Origin of the sequence: Enterobacter cloacae complex sp. GF14B, assembly GCF_004136805.1 — a bacterium.
Classification (GTDB): domain Bacteria; phylum Pseudomonadota; class Gammaproteobacteria; order Enterobacterales; family Enterobacteriaceae; genus Enterobacter; species Enterobacter hormaechei_C.
This window is the reverse complement of the sequence record NZ_QFRV01000046.1, coordinates 18,616-37,993: the sequence shown is the minus strand read 5'-3', so window position 1 is coordinate 37,993 and position 19,378 is coordinate 18,616. Positions and strand designations below refer to the sequence as shown.

General features: G+C 56.3%; 15 protein-coding genes. 7 read left to right on the top strand and 8 right to left on the bottom strand.

Annotation, left to right across the window (positions count from 1 at the left end; translation table 11 throughout):
- Window positions 1-60 precede the first annotated feature (60 nt).
- The 7 genes from gspK (at window position 61) to DD606_RS15605 (ending at window position 8,949) form a co-directional block, all read left to right on the top strand.
- Entirely contained in the window at window positions 61-1,071 is a 1,011-nt protein-coding gene (gspK, locus tag DD606_RS15635; protein WP_045337399.1) for a type II secretion system minor pseudopilin GspK, read from the top strand.
- A gap of 15 nt (window positions 1,072-1,086) precedes the next feature.
- A complete protein-coding gene (gene gspL, locus DD606_RS15630; RefSeq protein WP_045337400.1) occupies window positions 1,087-2,220 on the top strand; it encodes a type II secretion system protein GspL in 1,134 nt (377 codons plus the stop codon).
- Window positions 2,217-2,702, top strand: a complete 486-nt coding sequence (gspM, locus tag DD606_RS15625; protein WP_022650705.1) for a type II secretion system protein GspM — start codon at window positions 2,217-2,219, stop codon at window positions 2,700-2,702. Before gspL ends, gspM begins: the two co-directional genes overlap by 4 nt.
- Window positions 2,699-3,496, top strand: a complete 798-nt coding sequence (locus tag DD606_RS15620) for an A24 family peptidase (RefSeq protein WP_022650706.1) — start codon at window positions 2,699-2,701, stop codon at window positions 3,494-3,496. The genes gspM and DD606_RS15620 overlap by 4 nt, the downstream gene beginning before the upstream one ends.
- Window positions 3,497-3,749: 253 nt before the next feature.
- A complete protein-coding gene (locus DD606_RS15615; RefSeq protein ID WP_023324390.1) occupies window positions 3,750-6,452 on the top strand; it encodes a glycosyl hydrolase family 18 protein in 2,703 nt (900 codons plus the stop codon).
- Between the two features lie 101 nt (window positions 6,453-6,553).
- Window positions 6,554-6,994 (top strand): type III secretion system invasion protein IagB, encoded by a 441-nt coding sequence (gene iagB, locus DD606_RS15610; protein ID WP_022650708.1) that lies wholly within the window; start codon window positions 6,554-6,556, stop codon window positions 6,992-6,994.
- Between the two features lie 134 nt (window positions 6,995-7,128).
- A complete protein-coding gene (locus DD606_RS15605; protein WP_110108288.1) occupies window positions 7,129-8,949 on the top strand; it encodes a chitinase in 1,821 nt (606 codons plus the stop codon).
- A 145-nt stretch (window positions 8,950-9,094) separates the two neighbouring features.
- Here the strand turns inward: DD606_RS15605 and DD606_RS15600 are convergent, their stop codons facing one another.
- The 8 genes from DD606_RS15600 to aqpZ all read right to left on the bottom strand — a co-directional run bounded on the left by DD606_RS15600 (window position 9,095) and on the right by aqpZ (window position 19,197).
- Window positions 9,095-10,108 (bottom strand): NAD(P)-dependent oxidoreductase, encoded by a 1,014-nt coding sequence (locus tag DD606_RS15600; protein ID WP_017384852.1) that lies wholly within the window; start codon window positions 10,106-10,108, stop codon window positions 9,095-9,097.
- Between the two features lie 92 nt (window positions 10,109-10,200).
- Complete coding sequence (locus DD606_RS15595; protein WP_045332338.1) at window positions 10,201-11,637, bottom strand: SDR family oxidoreductase; 1,437 nt, start codon at window positions 11,635-11,637, stop codon at window positions 10,201-10,203.
- Between the two features lie 10 nt (window positions 11,638-11,647).
- Complete coding sequence (ltaE, locus tag DD606_RS15590) at window positions 11,648-12,649, bottom strand: low-specificity L-threonine aldolase (protein WP_022650711.1); 1,002 nt, start codon at window positions 12,647-12,649, stop codon at window positions 11,648-11,650.
- A gap of 38 nt (window positions 12,650-12,687) precedes the next feature.
- Window positions 12,688-14,406: a ubiquinone-dependent pyruvate dehydrogenase gene (poxB, locus tag DD606_RS15585; protein WP_017693711.1), complete on the bottom strand. Its 1,719-nt coding sequence runs from the start codon at window positions 14,404-14,406 to the stop codon at window positions 12,688-12,690.
- A gap of 239 nt (window positions 14,407-14,645) precedes the next feature.
- Window positions 14,646-15,614 carry an NADH oxidoreductase gene (hcr, locus tag DD606_RS15580; RefSeq protein ID WP_045347129.1) on the bottom strand — a complete coding sequence of 323 codons (969 nt, stop codon included), beginning with the start codon at window positions 15,612-15,614 and terminating at the stop codon, window positions 14,646-14,648.
- 10 nt (window positions 15,615-15,624) lie between these two features.
- A complete protein-coding gene (gene hcp, locus DD606_RS15575; RefSeq protein WP_017384847.1) occupies window positions 15,625-17,277 on the bottom strand; it encodes a hydroxylamine reductase in 1,653 nt (550 codons plus the stop codon).
- Between the two features lie 144 nt (window positions 17,278-17,421).
- Window positions 17,422-18,321: a lysine exporter LysO family protein gene (locus DD606_RS15570; RefSeq protein WP_023324395.1), complete on the bottom strand. Its 900-nt coding sequence runs from the start codon at window positions 18,319-18,321 to the stop codon at window positions 17,422-17,424.
- A 180-nt stretch (window positions 18,322-18,501) separates the two neighbouring features.
- Window positions 18,502-19,197, bottom strand: coding sequence for an aquaporin Z (aqpZ, locus tag DD606_RS15565; RefSeq protein WP_026080729.1), 696 nt, complete (start codon window positions 19,195-19,197; stop codon window positions 18,502-18,504).
- Window positions 19,198-19,378: the final 181 nt, after the last annotated feature.

Here is a 19,378-nt window from a genome sequence, read left to right as displayed (position 1 = left end):
CGCGCCTGGGACGCCCCCGGATGCAGCCCCTGCGCCTGCCCCTTCGCCGGAGACCAGACCATGAAGCGGATCCGTCAACAACAGGGCGTAGCCCTGCTGGTGGTGCTGATTTTGCTGGTGATGATGTCGGCGCTGGCCGCCAAAATCAGCCAGCAGTTCTGCCGTAATTTGCAGAAAACGCATTATCAGGTAAGCCAGCAGCAGCTGCGCTGGGCGATGCAGGCCCAGGAAAAAGTGGTGAAGGACCGGTTACAGACCGACGCCAGCGGCGAGAGCAAGCCGCTGGCGCTGGACGGCGACTGGCATCAGCCGCTGGAGACGCAGGGTGAAGATTACACGGTCGTGAGCCAGGTGGAAGATGCGCAGGACTGCTTTAACGTCAATAACCTGTTGACCGCCGACATCGCACCCCAGGGGCAAAGCGCTCCCGCGGTGGCGGAAACACCGCGTAAAGCGCGGATTGTAGAACAACTTCTGACGGAAAGTGGGCTCAGTCCGGGCACGGCGGAGGCGGTCTATTTCCAGCTGGTGGATTATCTCGATGGTGACAGCACCACGGCGAAGGAGGGGGCCGAAAGCGATGCGTGGGCTGGCGTCGTGCCCGCGCGGCAACCGGCAAATCAGATGATGCGCAGCATCGCGGAAATCAAACTGCTGCCGGCGTTCCCTGTTACGGCATATCCAAAGGTGAGCAAGCTGTTATGCGCGCTGCCGGACGCCGCCAGCAAGGTGGACGTGAACACCCTGCAACCGGAACAGGCCGCCGTGCTGGCGGCCATGTTCCCGGGAAAACTCACGCCGGATGACGCCGTTCGCCTGCTGGATTCGCGTCCGGAATCGGGCTGGGAAAATATGGAAGCGTTCAGCAAAGCGCTGGAGCAGGCCTTCCCGCAGTTAAAAGACGATCTCCCGCAGGTGGTGGATCAATTTTCTATAAACAGCCGGTACTTCCGCGTGAATTACACCGGCAATACCGATGAATTAACGCTTCGCGTGGTCAGCCAGCTTCAGGTGAATAACGAAGCCGGTGAGATCGTGACGTGGCAGCGTCGTTACCGAATGATTGAATAAGAAAAGTAGAACGTTATGAAACAGGTACTTTTTGTTCGTCCCGACAGCCGCGAGGGCGGGAAAATAATGTGGTGTGAGTCCGGCAGCGAGCGCGTCGAGGTGGTCGACAGCCTGGAGATGCTGGCCGAACACCCCCTGGCTACGCGCGTTTGTCTCCTGTTACCCGCCAGCGACATGATTTTCCGCCATTTTAGGCTACCGAAAAAGGTGGCTTCTCAGGGAATGGCCTTCTCGTGGATGGCAGAAGAGACGCTGATTGGCGACGTGGACAACCTCCACTGGACGGTACTCCACAAAAAAGGCGCCGACGTCGACGCCGTGGCCATTGACGCCGACCGCCTGCGCGCAACATTAACCCGCTGTCAGGAGGCCGGATTAAACGTGATTCAGGCCCTGCCTGATGCCTGGCTCCTGCCCGTGACGGCAGGGGGCAGCACGCTGGTCGCGCAGGATGATGGCTACTGGCTGCGTTTATCGCCCCATGTGGCGGGTGAAATGGAGGCAACCCTGCTGCCGCTGTTAATGCAGAAAGCCGGGGTCGGGGAAGTGTGGTGTTACGGCGATGCGCCTGCGAAGGTGCACGTTGACGTGCAGCATGCCTGGCAGCATCCGCTGGCGCTGATCCAGCCGCAGTGGCAAACCTGTCGCGTTAACCTGCTTCACGGTGAATTCAGCCTTAAGGCCGGTCATGGGCGGGCAGCGAAAAGGATGAAAGCCGCGATGGTGGCGGCGGGCGTGCTGTCTGTTGGTCTGCTGCTGGGGCCACGCATTGCGATGGCCTGGATGCTGGTGCAGCAGGAAAATCGGGTGCAGCAGGAGATCGTCCAGGTTTATCAGCACCATTTCCCCAGCATGCGCCAGCAGACCAATATCAAATATCACTTTGGCCAAAGCCTGAAAAAACAGAGCAAGGGGTTCTTTCTTCAGCTTGAGGAGCTGGAGAAAGCCCGGCAGTCAGTCCCTGCGATGGAGATCGATCTGCTGGAATACGATGCGCAGCAAAACACCCTGACGCTGAGCGTCAGCGCGCAAAACCAGCCCGCGTTGCAGGCGTTTGTTAACCAGACCAGTGAGAATTTTGATTTTACCTTACAGCCTGTTTCAACAACCGAACCGTATACCGCCATGATCGCAGGGAAACATAAATGAAAGAGCGAATCGCACAGCTGAAAGCGCGCTATCAGAATTACAGCGCCCGGGAAAAAATCATTTTAAAAATATGTGCCGTTGCTATTGTGGGGGCAGCGGTGTATTACACAGGAGTGATCCCCTTGGATAATATGATTAAAAATAGTAAATCGACACTTAAAAGACAAAAAGAGACGCTTAACTGGATGCGCAGTGAAATTGATAAAAATCATCTTCAGATCCAGTTAGTCAAAACGGATAATCCGCGTACGGTGGTCGAGAATAGCGCCCATGAAATTAACCTTTCGCTGACGGATGTGCGCCAGGAGGGGCAAACTTTATCGTTCGTGGTGAATCGGGTTAATGTGTATGAATTAAAAAGCTGGCTGCGTGAAATTAATCAGACCACCGGTGTGAGATTGCAAAAAATTAACCTCACGCCGGTTGACCACCTCAGCGATGTGAAAGCGCAGGTGCAACTCACCTGGGCAAAAAACGCATGAATACCTTCGCGCTGATGCGGGATGCCTTTCCGGTAGGGTTCCCGATAATGAGTGCGATCCTGGGCGGCATTGTGGGCAGTTTTCTTGGCGTTGTCGCCGAACGCGTACCGGGGATGGTGATGGATGAGGAGGGGAGCGGTAATCTGCTCATTCCGGCCTCGCACTGTCCGGTGTGCCAGCACGCGCTCGCCGCGTGGGAAAACATCCCGCTGCTCAGCTGGCTTTTATTACGGGGGCGCTGCCACCAGTGCGGCAGCGCGATCCCGCTGCGACTCTTTCTGGTCGAACTGATCTCCGCCTTGTTTTTTGGCATCACGGCCTGGTGCATGCCAGACGTTCAGGCGCTGTTCTCTTTGTGGTTACTGGCGGCTTTTTTACTGCCGCTGGCCATGATCGACTGGCAGCACCAGCTGCTTCCGGACTGCCTGACCCAGCCGCTGCTGTGGGCAGGTCTCTTGCTTCATGTGTTTGACCACACGTTGCCGCTACGCGATGCGCTGTTCGGCGCGGTGGCGGGCTATCTGTCGCTCTGGCTGCTCTACTGGGCTTTTCGTCTGATCACGGGACGAGAAGGTCTGGGTTACGGGGATTTTAAGTTACTGGCGGCGCTGGGCGCCTGGTGCGGCTGGCAGGCGTTGCCCTCTATTGAACTGGCGGCAGCGTTAAGCGGTATTGTCGGTTATTTCGCCGTAAATAATTTAAATAAAAATAACCTCACTATTTCTTTTGGTCCTTATCTCGCCTTTGCTGGAATAGGGGTTTTTATTAGTCAGCAAATTGCTTTCACATTTTAAATATACAGGTCAAGATTTTTTATAAATCTTTTTGATGGAGGAAGGAAAGGACGATCCTTTACGCTCAGTGTATCGTAAGAGATATAAGCTACACGGGATTTGGCTTGTATCTTTTAATGGAGGAATACAACGCAGCAACAATTTTTTGTTCACGGCACTCACGTTGGTTAAATACGCATTACGCGAAACGCATCCATGATCTCACGGAAGACATGGGTTACTACGTTATAAATAAATTTATCAGGAAATAAAAATGAAATTTATGAAGCCAAAATATCTGGCGCTCTTTATTGCGGCGGCAACCAGCTCCGCATTTGCAGCAGCGCCAGGTGCACCGACGATCGGCTATGGCAATGACAAATTTGCCCTGGTGGAAGTGGATCAGGCTGCACAGGATTATAACAATCTTGTCAAAGTGCATAACGATGGCGTGGATGTAAAAGTTGAGTGGAACGTCTGGAGTGGTGATGCGCCAACTTCTGCGAAAGTTCTGCTGGACGGACAGACCGTATGGACCGGCGCAGCCGGTGCGACGGGCTCTGCAACGTTTAAAGTGAAAAAAGGCGGGCGTTATCAGGAACAGGTTGAAGTCTGTAATGCCAGCGGCTGTGCGAAAAGCGCCAGTAAGCTGATTATTGTGGCTGACACCGACGGTAGCCACCTGCTGCCGCTGAATACGTCTCTCCAGGAGAACAACAAAGCGTTCGCGAAGCATACCGATAAAGTGGTTGCGGCCTACTTCCCGGAATGGGGCGTTTACGACCGTAACTTCCCGGTTGATAAGATCCCTGCGGCAAACCTCAACCACATTCTGTACGGCTTCATTCCAATCTGTGGCGGTGACGGCATCAACGACGGCCTGAAAACCATTGAAGGTGGTAACAGCTTCCGCGTGCTTCAGAACGACTGTAAGGGCCGTCCTGACTTTACCGTGGCGATCCACGACCCATGGGCTGCGCTGCAAAAACCACAGGCTGGAGTCTCCAACTGGGATGATCCGTACAAAGGTAACTTTGGCCAGCTGATGGCGCTGAAAAAAGCGCATCCAGGCCTGAAAGTGCTGCCATCTATCGGCGGCTGGACGCTTTCCGATCCGTTCTTCCACATGGGCGACCCGGCTATCCGAGCACGCTTTGTCTCTTCTGTGAAAGATTTCCTCCAGACGTGGAAATTCTTTGACGGCGTGGATATCGACTGGGAATTCCCGGGCGGTGGCGGTGTAACCGAAAACCTGGGTAACCCGCAGCAGGATAAAGCGACCTATACCGCACTGATGCACGACCTGCGCACCATGCTGAACGAGCTGTCTGCACAGACGGGCCGTACCTATGAACTGACCAGCGCCATCGGTGCAGGTCGCGATAAGATCGAAGACGTGGATTACACTACGGCTCAGCAGTATCTCGACCACATCTTCCTGATGAGCTACGACTTCTACGGCGGCTGGAGCAACACCGTTCTCGGCCACCAGGCTGCGCTGCGTGCGCCAGCATGGCGTCCGGACACTGATTACACCACTGAAAACGGCGTTAACGCGCTGCTTGCGCAGGGTGTACAGCCAGGCAAGATCGTGGTGGGTGCGGGCATGTATGGCCGCGGCTGGACCGGCGTGCATGGCTACACCGGTGACAATCCATTCACCGGTACGGCAACCGGCATGGTGAAAGGCACCTGGGAACCGGGCGTGGTTGACTATCGTCAGATCGTGAACGAATACAAAGGCAAACCGGGCTGGGAATACGGCTACGACACGACCGCTGAAGCCCCTTACGTCTTCAACAAATCCACCGGCGACCTGATCTCGTATGAAGATGCGCGTTCAACCACTGCGAAAGGCAAGTATGTTCTGGCCAATAAACTGGGCGGTCTGTTCGCGTGGTCTATCGACTCTGATACCGGCGACATTCTGAATGCGATGAACGAAAGCCTGCTGGGCGGCGACTCGACTCCGGTTGATCCGGTGGTCACCAACCACGCGCCAATCGCGTCCTCTGCCGATCAGAACGTGTCTGGCCCGGCAACCGTCACGCTCGATGGCTCTGCTTCCAGCGATCCTGATGGCGATGCGATTACCTACAAATGGACTCAGGTCTCTGGGCCGTCTGTCACCATCAACAACAGCACCAAAGCGAAAGCGACCTTCAATGTTGCGGCAGCGACCACCGACCAGACCATGACGTTCCGCCTGACGGTGACCGATGCAAAAGGCCTGAGCAACGCGATTGATGTCCAGGTGGTGAACAAGGCGCCGAAAGCTAACCAGGCACCGGTTTTAAACCCAATGGAAGCGATCACGCTTGAATCTGGTGAAACCTATGCGCTGCATGCCCAGGCTGCGGACCCAGACGGTGATGCGCTGACCTACGCCTGGAGCGTACCAGCAGATATGCACGCCACCGGAACTGACTCCGCGAACGTGAATATCACGGCGCCGGAAGTGAGCTCGACGTCTACCTACACCCTGAGCGTGGTAGTGAGCGACGGTAAGACCAGCGTGCAGTCTAACGTCCAGGTTACCGTGAATCCGAAAGCGGCGCCTGCACCGGTACCTGCTGACGAAGACACTAACCCGGCGGATGACGTTACCCCTCCGGCTGATGATGTGACTCCTCCGTCTGACAAAGGAAGCTGCGATGCACCTGTGGATGCTAACGCCAGCAAATACGCGGCGTGGGAATCCAGCAAAATCTACAACGGTGGCGATACCGTAAGCTTCGACCATCTGGTGTGGAAAGCGAAGTACTGGACTCAGGGCAATCAGCCTGGCTTCGGTGTGGATGCATGGGAGCTGGTGAGCAACGTGAAGATGAACTGGCGTTCTGACCTGGTCTACAACGGCGGCGACACTACCACCTATGAAGGTAACGTTTACCGTGCGAAATGGTGGACCCGTGGTGATAACCCAGCCAACAGCGACGTATGGGTAAAAGAAGGCGCATCAACAGATTGCAAATAATCTAACCCATTAATCACTCCCCCTTTAGAGGGGGAGTGATTCAAAATTCATTTTACAGGATGTTGGTAAGGAGAAATAACCGAAACTGTCAGCAGGTAAAAATGAAAAAGTTAATTTTGTTGTTATTGATAATAAGCCAAAGCGCACTGGCAAATTGTTGGGATAAAGCGGCGCATTATTATCATGTCGATCCTTATTTACTGTACGCGATAGCGAATGTGGAATCCGGTATGAATCCGTATGCGGTTGGGCAAAACCGCGATGGCACGCGGGATGTCGGGCTGATGCAAATCAACAGTTCGCATTTTACCGCGCTGGAAAGCAGAGGCATCGACGAATATCGATTAATCACGGAGCCGTGTACTTCGATCATGGTCGGGGCTTCTATCCTTTCCGGGATGATCAGGGTGTATGGCTATAACTGGGAAGCCGTTGGCGCGTATAACGCCGGACTGAAAAAAGAAAATTATCCGCAGAGGATGAAATATGCCCATAAGGTCTGGGCCAAATATCAGCAACTGAAATTAGCAGCACGTTATTAACGTTTTTTATTTTTGAAGAATTCCTGAAGGTGTTCTTCGAAAAGTGAAAACAGCTGAATGTGGTTTATGTATTAACGGAGTAATACCTAAGCCGGGATATTAACATTTAATTTGAAACGAACAGGAAAACTGAAATGAACAAAAGGACGTTACTGAGTGTACTCATTGCGGGAGCCTGCGTGGCGCCATTCATGGCCCAGGCTGCGAATCTGAAGGAGACCAGCAGTGAGCCGTACACCATCAAAGCCAGCGATCTGGCGAAGAAAGAGAAGGAACTGACGGACTTCCCGCTGATGGCTTCGGTTAAAGAGACCATCCAGACGCTGGATAACGCGCAGGTCGAACTGATTGAGCCAGGCCGGGCGGCGAACCCGGACAACGTTAAACGCGTTGAAGGGATTGTGAAAGCCAGCGACTGGGAATATCTCTTCCCGCTGCGCGCCCAGGCCTATACCTACAGCAACTTCCTGAAAGCCGTGGGTAAATTCCCGGCGCTGTGTAAAACCTATAATGACGGTCGTGACAGCGACGCCATCTGTCGCAAAGAGCTGGCCACCATGTTTGCCCACTTTGCCCAGGAAACTGGCGGCCACGAAAGCTGGCGTCCGGAAGCCGAATGGCGTCAGGCGCTGGTCCACGTACGTGAAATGGGCTGGAGCGAAGGGCAGAAGGGCGGTTATAACGGCGAATGTAACCCGGACGTCTGGCAAGGACAGACCTGGCCTTGCGGTAAAGATAAAGACGGCGATTTCCTGAGCTATTTCGGACGCGGTGCGAAACAGTTGTCTTACAACTACAACTACGGTCCATTCTCTGAAGCGATGTACGGCGACGTGCGTACACTGCTCGACAAACCTGAGCTGGTGGCGGACACCTGGCTGAACCTGGCGAGTGCGATCTTCTTCTTCGCCTATCCGCAGCCGCCAAAACCAAGCATGTTGCAGGTGATCGACGGTACATGGCAGCCGAACGACCACGATAAAGCCAACGGTCTGGTTCCGGGCTTTGGTGTGACCACCCAGATCATCAACGGCGGCGTTGAGTGCGGCGGCCCGACTGAAATTGCGCAGTCTCAGAACCGTATCAAATACTACAAAGAGTTTGCAAACTACCTGAAAGTGCCTGTTCCGGCGAACGAAGTGTTGGGTTGCGCCAACATGAAGCAGTTCGACGAAGGTGGCGCAGGCGCCCTGAAGATTTACTGGGAACAGGACTGGGGATGGAGCGCGGATACCCCGGACGGCAAGACCTACTCTTGCCAGCTGGTGGGCTACCAGACTCCGTTCAGCGCCTTTAAAGAAGGTGACTACAGCAAGTGCGTGCAGAAGTTCTTTAACGTGAAAATCGTTAACGATGATGGTTCTTCCGTTACCCCGGACGAAACCCCGGTCACGCCAACACCGACGCCATCTGGCGATGAAACGCCAGCGCCAACACCAACGCCGGATGAAACCCCGGTCGAACCTGTTGTGGTGAACCACGCGCCGGTTGCGCAGATTGCCGGTCCGATCGGTGCAGTGGAAGCAGGTGCGCAGGTTTCTCTGAGTGCGGAAGGCTCCACCGATCCTGATGGCAACAAACTGACGTATACCTGGCGTTCCCAGGATGGTCAGACTGTTACCGGTCAGGACAAAGCGGTTGTGACCTTCACAGCGCCAGAGTCTGCGACGGCGCAGCAGTATGAAGTGAGCCTGACCGTCAGCGATGGCGAGCTGAGCAGCACCACGTCTTACCTGCTGAACGTGAAAGCGAAAGCGGCAACGCCATCCGGAGAAGATACGTCTTACCCGGCATGGAGCGCGAGCAGCAAGTACAACGCCGGTGATATCGTGAACAACCACGGTAAACTGTTCCAGTGCAAACCGTTCCCGTACAGCGGCTGGTGTAACAACTCTTCAACGTACTATGAACCAGGCGCAGGTCTGGCATGGGCTGAAGCCTGGACGGCTCTGTAAAAGCAAACGGCAACCCCCAGGGTTGCCGTTTTAGTGTCTGCACCCTCTCCCTGTGGGAGAGGGACGGGGTGAGGGCATCAGTCCGCACTCTCTGTTTTTTGCCGGGTGGCGCTGCGCTTACCCGGCCTACATGAGGCTGGAACGCTTACCGGTGCAACTTCCCGTGATCCCGTAACCACGCCGCCGTACGCACTATCCCTTCATCCAGCGAGACAATCGGTTTATATCCCAGCTCGTTCTCCGCCCGAGAAATATCTAGCGTAAAATCAAAGTTGAGCTTCGACACACCGTAATGCGTCAGCGCAGGCTCTTTCGCCGATTTGCTGCCAAAACGCTCCATGCTGCGGGCAATCATGTCCAGCATTGGGTAGGGAACGGAACGGATCCGGCAGTCGATTTTTAATTCGTCAATTAGCCTTTGCACAATGCTGCGCAGGGTACAGGGTTCGCCGTTGGTGATGTTATACGCGCGCCCCGACACCAGCTTATCGCACTCCGGCTGGCTCGCCAGCCACATGGCGTGAACGGCATTTTCGTAATAGGTCATGTCCACCAGCGCATCGCCGCCGCGCGGTAACAGCACGCTGCCGTAGTGATGCATCATCTGGGCCAGTCGCGGGATAAAGACTTTGTCGTGCGGTCCAAACAGGCTCTGCGGACGCAGCACGGTAAAGCGGGTGTGCGGGTTTGACTGGGCCAGCAGGTCGATCACCTCTTCGCCCGCCGCTTTACTGCGGGCAAACTCACAGGCAAAGCGCGCCGGGCGGAAATCTTCCTGAATATCACGATGGTGGTGATAGTCGAAATAGAGCGACGGAGAGGAAATATGAATAAAGTTACGCACGCCCCAGGCGACGGCCCATTCACCCAGACGGCGCGTGGCGCGCACGTTGGCGAGATCAAAGGCTTCCTGGGTACCCCACGGGGAGGTAAAACTGGAGCAGTGCCACAGCGTATCGATACCGGCGAGCATCACCTTGGCCTGAGAGGAGACCAGCTCCGTCAGATCGGCATGGACAAATTCAGCGCCCATTTTTTGCAGGAGCTTACCCATCGCCTCATTGCGACCGGTGGCCCTCACGCTGATGCCTTTGTTGCGCAGAAACTCGACCGCATTTCGGCCTAAGCCGCTGGTCGCCCCGGTAACCAGTACCTTCATAACAATCCACTGTGTTGAAAAGAATTTCGTGCGCATTCTTTCGTGAATTACGATGTGTTGCAATGGGAAAGGTGAAAGATTAAGAGTTTTATTTAGTTATTTTCCCGCTTTTCTTCTGCCAGTAGCGCAATCCGTTTCGCCATTCCGCGGAAGATAAACAGGTGTGCCGGGATCATCAGCAACCAGTAAAACAGACCCGGCATTCCGTGCGGATGCCACCATGCCCGAACGTCCAGTTCACGATGGTCGCCCTTGTCCTTCAGGGTGAAGCAGAGCCGCCCCAGCCCCGGCGCCTTCATGCCAAACAGCAGCGCCAGCTGTTTTTCCGGCTCAACGATAATCACCTTCCAGCTGTCGACGGTATCGCCCACCTTCAGCCAGGGATGGGCAGGGCGGCCTTTTGCCAGCCGGTGACCGACCAGCAGATCCAGCGCGCCGCGCGTTTGCCAGAGAATATTGCCGAAGAAATAGCGCTCTTTGCCGCCAATCTGGTTCACAACTTCCCACAGCGCTGCCAGGCTGGCCGTGGTTTTGACCGTACAGCCCGCCTGTTTCGGATAATAGCCGTACTCGGGCCGCCAGCGGGCAAACGCCTGCGCGTCGTAGCCCCAGTCGCTGGAGTTCACCAGCTTCTCTTCTTCTTTCAGCGTATTACGCACCGCGTCGTCAAAGCGGATCAATTCCTGAGGGATTAAGGCGCGCAGCGCGCGATCGTCCGCCAGCAGATCGTGCTTCAGCCCCTGGATCAGCGCTTTGGCGGTCGTCGGCGGCACGGAGGTGATCACATTCAAAAACCACACCGATATCCAGCGGGTCGGGAAGGGGATGGGGATCAGCCAGCGGCGGCGGCCGCTCACCCGCATAAAATGTTCGAACTGCGCCTGATAGCTCAGCACTTCCGGGCCTGCCGCCTCCAGCACGCGATGCTGCTCCGCCGGGTGATCCAGCAATGCCACCAGATAGTGGAGTAAATTCTCCAGCGCAATGGGCGTGGTGCGCGAGCGTACCCAGCGCGGCGGCGTCAGCACAGGCAGGTTGTAGACCATATCGCGCATCACTTCGAACGCGGCGGAACCCGCGCCGACGATGATCCCTGCCCGGAGTTCGGTGACGGGGATACGGGCGCTTCGCAGCGTTTCTGCCGTCAGCTGTCGGGCGCGCAGATGATCTGACTGCTCGTTCTCAGGCGCCTGGAGTGAGCTTAAAAAAATCACCTGCTTCACCGGCGTTTGCCGCAGCGCATCACGAACGTTCATCGCCACCTGACGCTCGTGGGCGATAAAATCGCCGCCTTCGCCCATGCTGTGGACAAGGTAGTAAAGCGTATCGACCCCTTCCAGCAGCGCAGGAAGCGCTTTCGGCCAGTTAAGGTCAACGTTGTGACACGTCACGCCAGGCAAATGTAGCTTTTGCAGGCGTTCCGTGTTGCGTGCCGCTGCCAGCACCTGGTGCCCCTGCTGGCTTAACGCAGTGGTCAGATGCTGACCGATATACCCGCTGGCGCCGAGCACCAGAATACGTTGCGGCACGGTATGCTCCTTAACGCTGTAAAAACGCCTGCCAGTGTTTCACCACCTCGGTCAACTGCTCGCGGTTAACGTCAAGATGCATCACCAGTCGCACGACCGGGGAGGCGTTGATCAGCACCCCTCGGGCTTTCATAAAGTCGCCCAGCGCGGCAGCATGCTCATCGCCGACGCGGACAAACAGCATGTTGGTGTCGTGTCGCATGACATCAGCGCCGATTTCACGCAGCTGCGCTGCCATCCACGCCGCATTGTCGTGATCGTCTTTCAGGCGTGACACGTTATTTTTCAGGGCGTACAGTCCGGCAGCCGCCAGAATACCCGCCTGACGCATCCCGCCGCCGGTCATTTTGCGCCACCGGTTGGCGCGTCTGATGTAGTCTGCGCTGCCAACCAGCAGGGAACCTACCGGCGTGCCCAGCCCTTTAGAGAGGCAAATGGTGAACGAGTCGCAATATTGGGTGATCTCTTTCAGCTCGCAGCCGTACTCCACCACGGCGTTGAAGATACGTGCGCCGTCAACGTGGAGGCCGAGCTTGCGCTCGCGGGTAAAATCCCATGCCGCTTTCAGGTATTCGCGCGGCAGGACTTTACCGTTATGGGTGTTTTCGAGGCTCAGCAGTTTAGTGCGGGCGAAGTGAATATCGTCGGCTTTGATTTTCGCCGCGACTTTGTCCAGCGGCAGCGTACCGTCCGGCGCAGCATCGATCGGCTGCGGCTGGATGCTGCCGAGCACCGCCGCGCCGCCGGCTTCGTACAGGTAGTTATGCGCCCCCTGGCCAACGATATACTCTTCGCCGCGCTCGCAGTGGCTCAGCAGCGCCACCAGGTTAGCCTGCGTGCCGGTGGGCAGGAACAGAGCAGCCTCTTTACCGCTCAGCTCGGCCGCATAGCGCTGGAGTTCGTTGACCGTCGGGTCATCGCCGTAGACGTCGTCCCCGACCGGGGCGGCCATCATCTCTTCGAGCATGGCGCGGCCCGGACGGGTAACGGTATCACTGCGTAAATCAATCATGGCATGTCCTTATATTTAAAAAGGCGATGCCAGATGTTTTACCTGAGCCAGTTGGTTTTTGCCAGTTCGATCACCTCGTCACCGCGCCCGCTGATGATGGCGCGCAGCATGTAGAGGCTAAATCCTTTGGCCTGTTCCAGCTTGATTTGAGGCGGGATCGCCAGCTCTTCTTTGGCGACCACCACATCCACCAGCACCGGGCCGTCGATGGCGAAGGCGCGTTGCAGGGCGTCGTCCACCTCTGAGGCTTTCTCCACCCGAATACCGGTGATACCGCAGGCTTCGGCGATGCGGGCGAAGTTGGTGTCGTGCAGCTCGGTGCCGTCCGTGAGGTAGCCTCCGGCCTTCATCTCCATCGCCACGAAGCCCAGCACGCTGTTGTTAAAGACCACGATTTTCAGCGGAAGCTTCATCTGCGCCACCGACAGGAAATCCCCCATCAGCATACTGAACCCGCCGTCGCCACACATCGCCACCACCTGACGTTCCGGTGCCGTCGCTTTTGCGCCCAGCGCCTGCGGCATGGCGTTGGCCATTGAGCCATGGTTGAACGACCCAAGCAGGCGTCGTTTGCCGTTCATTTTCAGGTAGCGTGCTGCCCAGACGGTGGGCGTACCCACGTCGCAGGTGAAGATGGCATCGTCGTCGGCGAAGTGGCTGATCTGCTGCGCCAGATACTGCGGGTGGATCGCTTTTTCGCTCGGTTTGGCGAGATCGTCCAGCCCCTTACGCGCATCGCGATAGTCGCTCAGGGCTTTATCGAGGAATTTGCGGTCCGTTTTTTCTTCCAGTAGCGGCAGCAGGGCGGCGAGGGTGGATTTGATATCGCCGATAAGCGCCATATCCACCTTGCTGTGCGCGCCGATGCTGCCGGGATTAATGTCGATCTGGATAATTTTGGCATCCGTCGGGTAGAACGCGCGGTACGGGAACTGAGTGCCGAGCAGGATCAGCGTGTCGGCGTTCATCATGGTGTGGAAGCCGCTGGAAAAACCGATCAGCCCGGTCATGCCGACATCGTACGGATTATCGTATTCAACGTGCTCTTTCCCGCGCAGGGCGTGCACCACTGGCGCCTTGAGCTTGCCGGCAAATTCCACCAGCTCTTTATGCGCACCGGCGCAGCCGCTGCCGCACATCAGGGCGATATTGCTGGAGTATCGCAGCAGTTGCGCCAGCTTTTTCAGCTCTTCTTCGGCAGGGGTAATGGTTGGCTGTGGCGCAGAGTACCAGTGGGTGGTGGCGGTTTCAGGTGCGGCCTTCAGCGCCACGTCCCCCGGCAGCACAACCACCGAAACCCCGCGATTCAGGATCGCCTTACGCATGGCTATCGCCAGCACCTGTGGGATCTGCTCCGGTGATGAGACCAGCTCGCAATAGTGGCTGCATTCACGGAACAGCTCCTGCGGATGCGTCTCCTGAAAATAGCCGCTACCGATTTCAGATGACGGAATGTGAGCCGCAATCGCCAGCACCGGAACATGGTTGCGGTGACAGTCGAACAGACCGTTGATGAGGTGCAGGTTTCCTGGTCCGCAGGAACCCGCACATACAGCGAGTTCACCCGTGAGCTGCGCTTCGGCACCCGCGGCAAAGGCGGCGACCTCTTCATGGCGGGTGGGCATCCATTCAATGGTCTTCATCTTGTTGAGGCTGTCGCTGAGTCCGTTCAGCGAATCGCCGGTGACGCCCCAGATACGCTTTACGCCAGCCTGCTCCAGGGTTTTCGCTATGTATGCAGCCACGGTTTGTTTCATGGTGGTCCTTCTCCTTTATGTGATATCGCTTACAAGCTTAGAAGAAAGTCGCTGTATTGCCTGCTCAGTCCTCTTTAAGTACAGGTGGTTTTTCTGCGCGACGCGCCTGGCAAAGTCAAACAAATAACGGGCTGCCGTACAGGCAGTAGGCACAACATAGGCCGGGTAAACGTAGTGCCACCCGGCAAAAAGCCCGGTGGCGCTGACGCTTACCGGGCCTACAGGTGAACCACGACAGATTATGCGAGCACAAGATCGCCCTGCGGATGGCACGAACATGCCAGCACATAGCCCTCGGCAATTTCCGCGTCGGTCAGCGTCATGGTGCTGGTGACCGTGTACTCACCGGAAACCACTTTGGTCTTACAGCAACCGCACACCCCGGCGCGACAGGCCGCCGCTACCGGCACGTTGTTACTTTCAAGCGCTTCAAGCAGCGTGGTGCCCACGCGGCCAAAGAAAGTCTGCGCCGGTTGCAGCTTCGTGAACTTCATCCCGCTGGTCGCCGCTGCCGCTACAGGCGTGAAGAACTGCTCTTTGAAGAAGCGGGTCACGCCGAGCGCTTTCACTTCTTTCTCCACGATCTCCATATAAGGCGCCGGGCCGCAGGTCATCACGATGCGGTTCGCAATATCCGGCACGCTTTGCAGCAGCTCGCGGCTCAGGCGCCCCGCGACAAAACCGTGCGTCGCGTTGTGCTCAGCCACCAGCGTCACCGGATAGTTGCGCCATTCTTCGGCAAAAATCACATCTTCCGGGGAACGCACGCTGAAAATCACCTGCACGTCGGCCTGAGGACGGTATTTCGCCAGCCAGCGACGCATCGACATAATCGGCGTCACGCCACAGCCTGCCGCCAGCAGCAGGAATTTATCTTCCGTCTTGTCGTCACAGGTAAACTCGCCCTGCGCGTCAGACAGCCAGATGTAATCCCCGCGCTTCACGTCCCGGGTCAGCCACTCGGATCCTGCGCCGTCATCAATACGACGGACGGTGAGCGTAATGTATTCGCTCACGCCCGGCGTGGAGGAGAGGGTGTAGGCGCGCAGGGTATCCGCCGAATTACGCACGCTAACCAGCGCATACTGACCTGGGCGGTACGGGTAGTAGTCATGGCACAGCAGCGACAGCGTCCACACATCCGGCGTCTCCTGATGGATGTGATGAACCTGCATCCGCCACGGACATTGTGAGGTTGGCATGGTCATGAGTTACTCCTTACGCGCTCAGCAGTTGCTTCATATCATCTTCAACGTTGGTCACGGAACGCAGACCAAATTTCTCGTTCAGGATGGCCAGCAGGTCCGGCGTCAGGAAGCCTGGCGCAGTCGGTCCGGTGACGATGTTGGTCACGCCGAGAGAGAGCAGGGTCAACAGAATAACGATCGCTTTCTGCTCGAACCAGGAGAGCACCAGCGACAGCGGCAGGTCGTTCACGCCGCAGCCCAGTTTCTCTGCCAGCGTGACCGCCAGAATGATGGCTGAATACGCATCGTTACACTGACCCGCATCCACCAGGCGTGGCAGACCTTCGATGTTGCCGAAGTCCAGCTTGTTGAAACGGTACTTACCGCAGGCCAGGGTCAGGATCAGGCAGTCTTCCGGTACGCGGGTGGCGAAATCGGTGAAGTAGTTACGTTCCCCGCGCGCGCCGTCACAGCCGCCGATCAGGAAGATGTGACGCAGTTTTTCACGGCTGACGAGGTCAATCAGGGAATCCGCCGCACCCAGCAGGGTTTCACGGCCAAAACCGACGGTGATGAGGTGCGGGATTTCGCTGTACGGGAAGCCTGCCATCTGCTGCGCCTGAGCGATAACCGGACCGAAATCGTCGCCTTCAAGGTGGCTCACGCCCGGCCAGCCGACGATGCTGCGGGTCCAGATACGGTCGTCATACGCGCCGACGGTCGGGTCGATGATGCAGTTAGAGGTCATAACAATTGGGCCAGGGAAGCGGGCGAACTCCACCTGCTGGTTCTGCCAGCCGCTGCCGTAGTTACCGATCAGATGCTTAAATTTACGCAGCTCCGGGTAGCCGTGCGCGGGCAGCATTTCGCCGTGGGTATAAACGTTAACGCCGGTGCCTTCGGTCTGCTTCAGCAGGTTGTAGAGATCTTTCAGGTCATGACCGGAGATCAGGATGCATTTGCCTTCGGTCGCTTTGACGTTGACCTGCGTTGGCGTTGGGTGGCCGTAGGTGCTGGTTTCACCGGCATCCAGAATACTCATCACTTTGAAGTTCATCTGGCCGATTTCCATCGAGCATTCCAGCAGGGCGTTCATGTCGGAAGGCCAGGTGCCCAGCCATGCCATGATTTTGTGGTACTGGGCGTAAATAGCGTTATCGTACTGGCCGAGTACGTGCGCGTGCTCCATATAGGCCGCAGCACCTTTCAGACCGTACAGGCACAGCAGGCGCAGGCCGAGGATGTTCTCGCCAATTGCCGCTTTGTCCTTATTTGGGGTGAATTCTGCGGCCTGACGCTGTAGCTCGCCCAGGTCGTCGCTCACCAGCTGTAGCTCCGCCATCGGGTTGTCCACGCGGGCGCTGGCGTCGGCATTCAGGCACTGCGCTTTCAGGGCTTCACGCAGGGCAATCGCTTCGCGGGCATAGCCCACAATGCGTGGAGAATCGAAGTTAACGTTGGTCAGCGTGGAGAAAAATGCGCGCGGCGCAAAGCTGTCGACATAGTGATCGACAATGCCATATTCACGGGCTTTGAAGGCCCAGGCGGACAAGCCTTGCAGCGCCGCAATCAGCAGATCCTGGAGATCGGACGTTTCTGCGGTTTTGCCGCACATACCCTGCGCGTAAGAGCAGCCGTTGCCTGCTGGGGTACGGATGGTTTGTTCACATTGCACACAAAACATAATCACACCTGTTAAAGTTATATTTGAGATACATGTTTAAGGTTATGCCTGTGGCACAGCAGAGAAAAGTGCTTTCTTATACTAAGTGGAGGGTTATTGATTTAGCGCAATTTTGGCGGCAGGTTCACTACCGCCAAAGCAGTATCAGGCTGAGAAGAACGCCATCAGAATGGGTACCAGCAGGCTCAGAATAAAGCCGTGTACGATGGCGGCAGGAACCATCTCCAGCCCTCCCGAGCGCTGTAACACCGGCAGGGTAAAGTCCATTGAAGTGGCCCCGCACAGGCCCAGCGCAGTAGAGCGGCTGCGGCTTACCAGGCCGGGGATCAGCATGATGGCTAACAGCTCGCGCGCCAGATCGTTAAAGAAGGCGGCGCTGCCGATCACCGGACCAAACGATTCGGTCAGCAGAATACCGGAGAGCGAATACCAGCCGAAACCGGACGCCATCGCCAGGCTGGTTTTCAGCGGCAGATCGAGAATAAAGGCGTTAATCACTCCCCCCGCCAGTGAGCTGGCCACAACGATAACGGCAACCATCATGCCCCGGCGGTTAAGGACAATCTGTTTCAGCGTCATGCCATTATTTCGCAGCTGAATACCAATCAGGAAGAGCAGGAAAATAAGCGTATATTCGCTGGCTTCCGTTGCGTGCTGTAAAAATGCCCAGCCGGTCAGACCCAGTAAAAAACCGAGTACCACCACGCCGCACAGCTTTAATGATTCCAGCGCCATCGCAATACGGGAGGGAAGCTTTTCCTGATGATGGTGATTTTTCCAGGGAATAGTGCGTTCCAGCCAGAACAGCGCGGCAATATTGCACAGCAGAATAACCACTACCGTAACCGCAGAATAATGCAGAATGGAAAGCAAGTTCGTCGCCAGATTATCCAGGAAGGCCAGGCTGATCCCCATAAAGAACAGAATGACGTAAACAATCCAGCTGAGAAAACGATTAATAAGCTTTAAGGCCGATTCATGACGCAGCGGAATAAGGTAGCCCGCAATCAGGGGCAGAAGAATGATGAGGAGTCCTGAGAACATGAACAGCCGGTCCTTTTGAGTATCAGTTAAGCGCCAGAGACACTACCCAATAAAGGCTGTGAGGTAAAGCTACAAAAAAAGCCGGGTGGCGGCTACGCCTTACCCGGCTTGTCTATTTGGGGTGGTGCGGCCTGATGCCCTCACCCCGGCCCTCTCCCACATGGAGAGGGGGGAAAACCATTAATCGCGTTTTTCCAGCAGGGTGCGATACAGCACGCCGCCCAGAATACCGCCGATAATTGGCATCACCCAGAATAGCCACAGCTGTTCAAGCGCCCAGCCGCCCTGGAAAATAGCCACCGCGGTGCTGCGCGCCGGGTTAACGGAGGTGTTGGTCACCGGGATGGAGATGAGGTGGATCAGCGTCAGCGCCAGACCAATAGCGATGGGGGCAAAGCCCGCAGGCGCGTATTTGTCCGTTGCGCCGTGGATCACCAACAGGAAACCTGCGGTGAGCACAATTTCAATCACGATAGCAGACAGCATTGAGTAGCCGCCTGGCGAGTGTTCGCCGAAGCCGTTCGACGCAAATCCGCTGGCCGCGGCGTCAAACCCGGCTTTTCCGCTGGCAATTACGTACAGCACCGCCGCGGCAATAATACCGCCAATAACCTGGGCAATAATATAGCCAATAATATCCTTCGCCGGGAAACGTCCGCCCGCCCATAAACCTAATGTGACGGCCGGGTTGAAATGACCGCCGGAAATATGCCCCACGGCGAATGCCATGGTTAATACAGTTAAACCGAATGCCAGCGCGACGCCGACAAATCCAATACCTAATTCCGGAAATGCGGCTGCCAGTACTGCGCTACCGCAGCCACCAAACACCAGCCAGAATGTGCCAAAGCATTCTGCCGCTAATTTTCTGAACATAACCACCTCAATAATAAACGTCCGCGCCCATTCCTGCGCGCGGGTTATATCGCCATAAAGGGATGACGACTCAAAGAGCCAGTATTTTGAAACCATCAACATCCCTTCGCCACTCAAATAAATTCACTAAATTTGATTTAAGGCAATGTGATGTTAATCCTTGTTCAGAACGGAGGTAATT

What these genes read in the sequence shown, in the direction of transcription:
- gspK (WP_045337399.1), top strand. Translation starts at nt 61, where the DNA reads ATGAAGCGGATCCGTCAACAACAGGGCGTAGCCCTGCTGGTGGTGCTG.
- gspL (WP_045337400.1), top strand. Translation starts at nt 1,087, where the DNA reads ATGAAACAGGTACTTTTTGTTCGTCCCGACAGCCGCGAGGGCGGGAAA.
- gspM (WP_022650705.1), top strand. Translation starts at nt 2,217, where the DNA reads ATGAAAGAGCGAATCGCACAGCTGAAAGCGCGCTATCAGAATTACAGC.
- DD606_RS15620 (WP_022650706.1), top strand. Translation starts at nt 2,699, where the DNA reads ATGAATACCTTCGCGCTGATGCGGGATGCCTTTCCGGTAGGGTTCCCG.
- DD606_RS15615 (WP_023324390.1), top strand. Translation starts at nt 3,750, where the DNA reads ATGAAATTTATGAAGCCAAAATATCTGGCGCTCTTTATTGCGGCGGCA.
- iagB (WP_022650708.1), top strand. Translation starts at nt 6,554, where the DNA reads ATGAAAAAGTTAATTTTGTTGTTATTGATAATAAGCCAAAGCGCACTG.
- DD606_RS15605 (WP_110108288.1), top strand. Translation starts at nt 7,129, where the DNA reads ATGAACAAAAGGACGTTACTGAGTGTACTCATTGCGGGAGCCTGCGTG.
- DD606_RS15600 (WP_017384852.1), bottom strand. Translation starts at nt 10,108, where the DNA reads ATGAAGGTACTGGTTACCGGGGCGACCAGCGGCTTAGGCCGAAATGCG.
- ltaE (WP_022650711.1), bottom strand. Translation starts at nt 12,649, where the DNA reads ATGATTGATTTACGCAGTGATACCGTTACCCGTCCGGGCCGCGCCATG.
- poxB (WP_017693711.1), bottom strand. Translation starts at nt 14,406, where the DNA reads ATGAAACAAACCGTGGCTGCATACATAGCGAAAACCCTGGAGCAGGCT.
- hcr (WP_045347129.1), bottom strand. Translation starts at nt 15,614, where the DNA reads ATGACCATGCCAACCTCACAATGTCCGTGGCGGATGCAGGTTCATCAC.
- hcp (WP_017384847.1), bottom strand. Translation starts at nt 17,277, where the DNA reads ATGTTTTGTGTGCAATGTGAACAAACCATCCGTACCCCAGCAGGCAAC.
- DD606_RS15570 (WP_023324395.1), bottom strand. Translation starts at nt 18,321, where the DNA reads ATGTTCTCAGGACTCCTCATCATTCTTCTGCCCCTGATTGCGGGCTAC.
- aqpZ (WP_026080729.1), bottom strand. Translation starts at nt 19,197, where the DNA reads ATGTTCAGAAAATTAGCGGCAGAATGCTTTGGCACATTCTGGCTGGTG.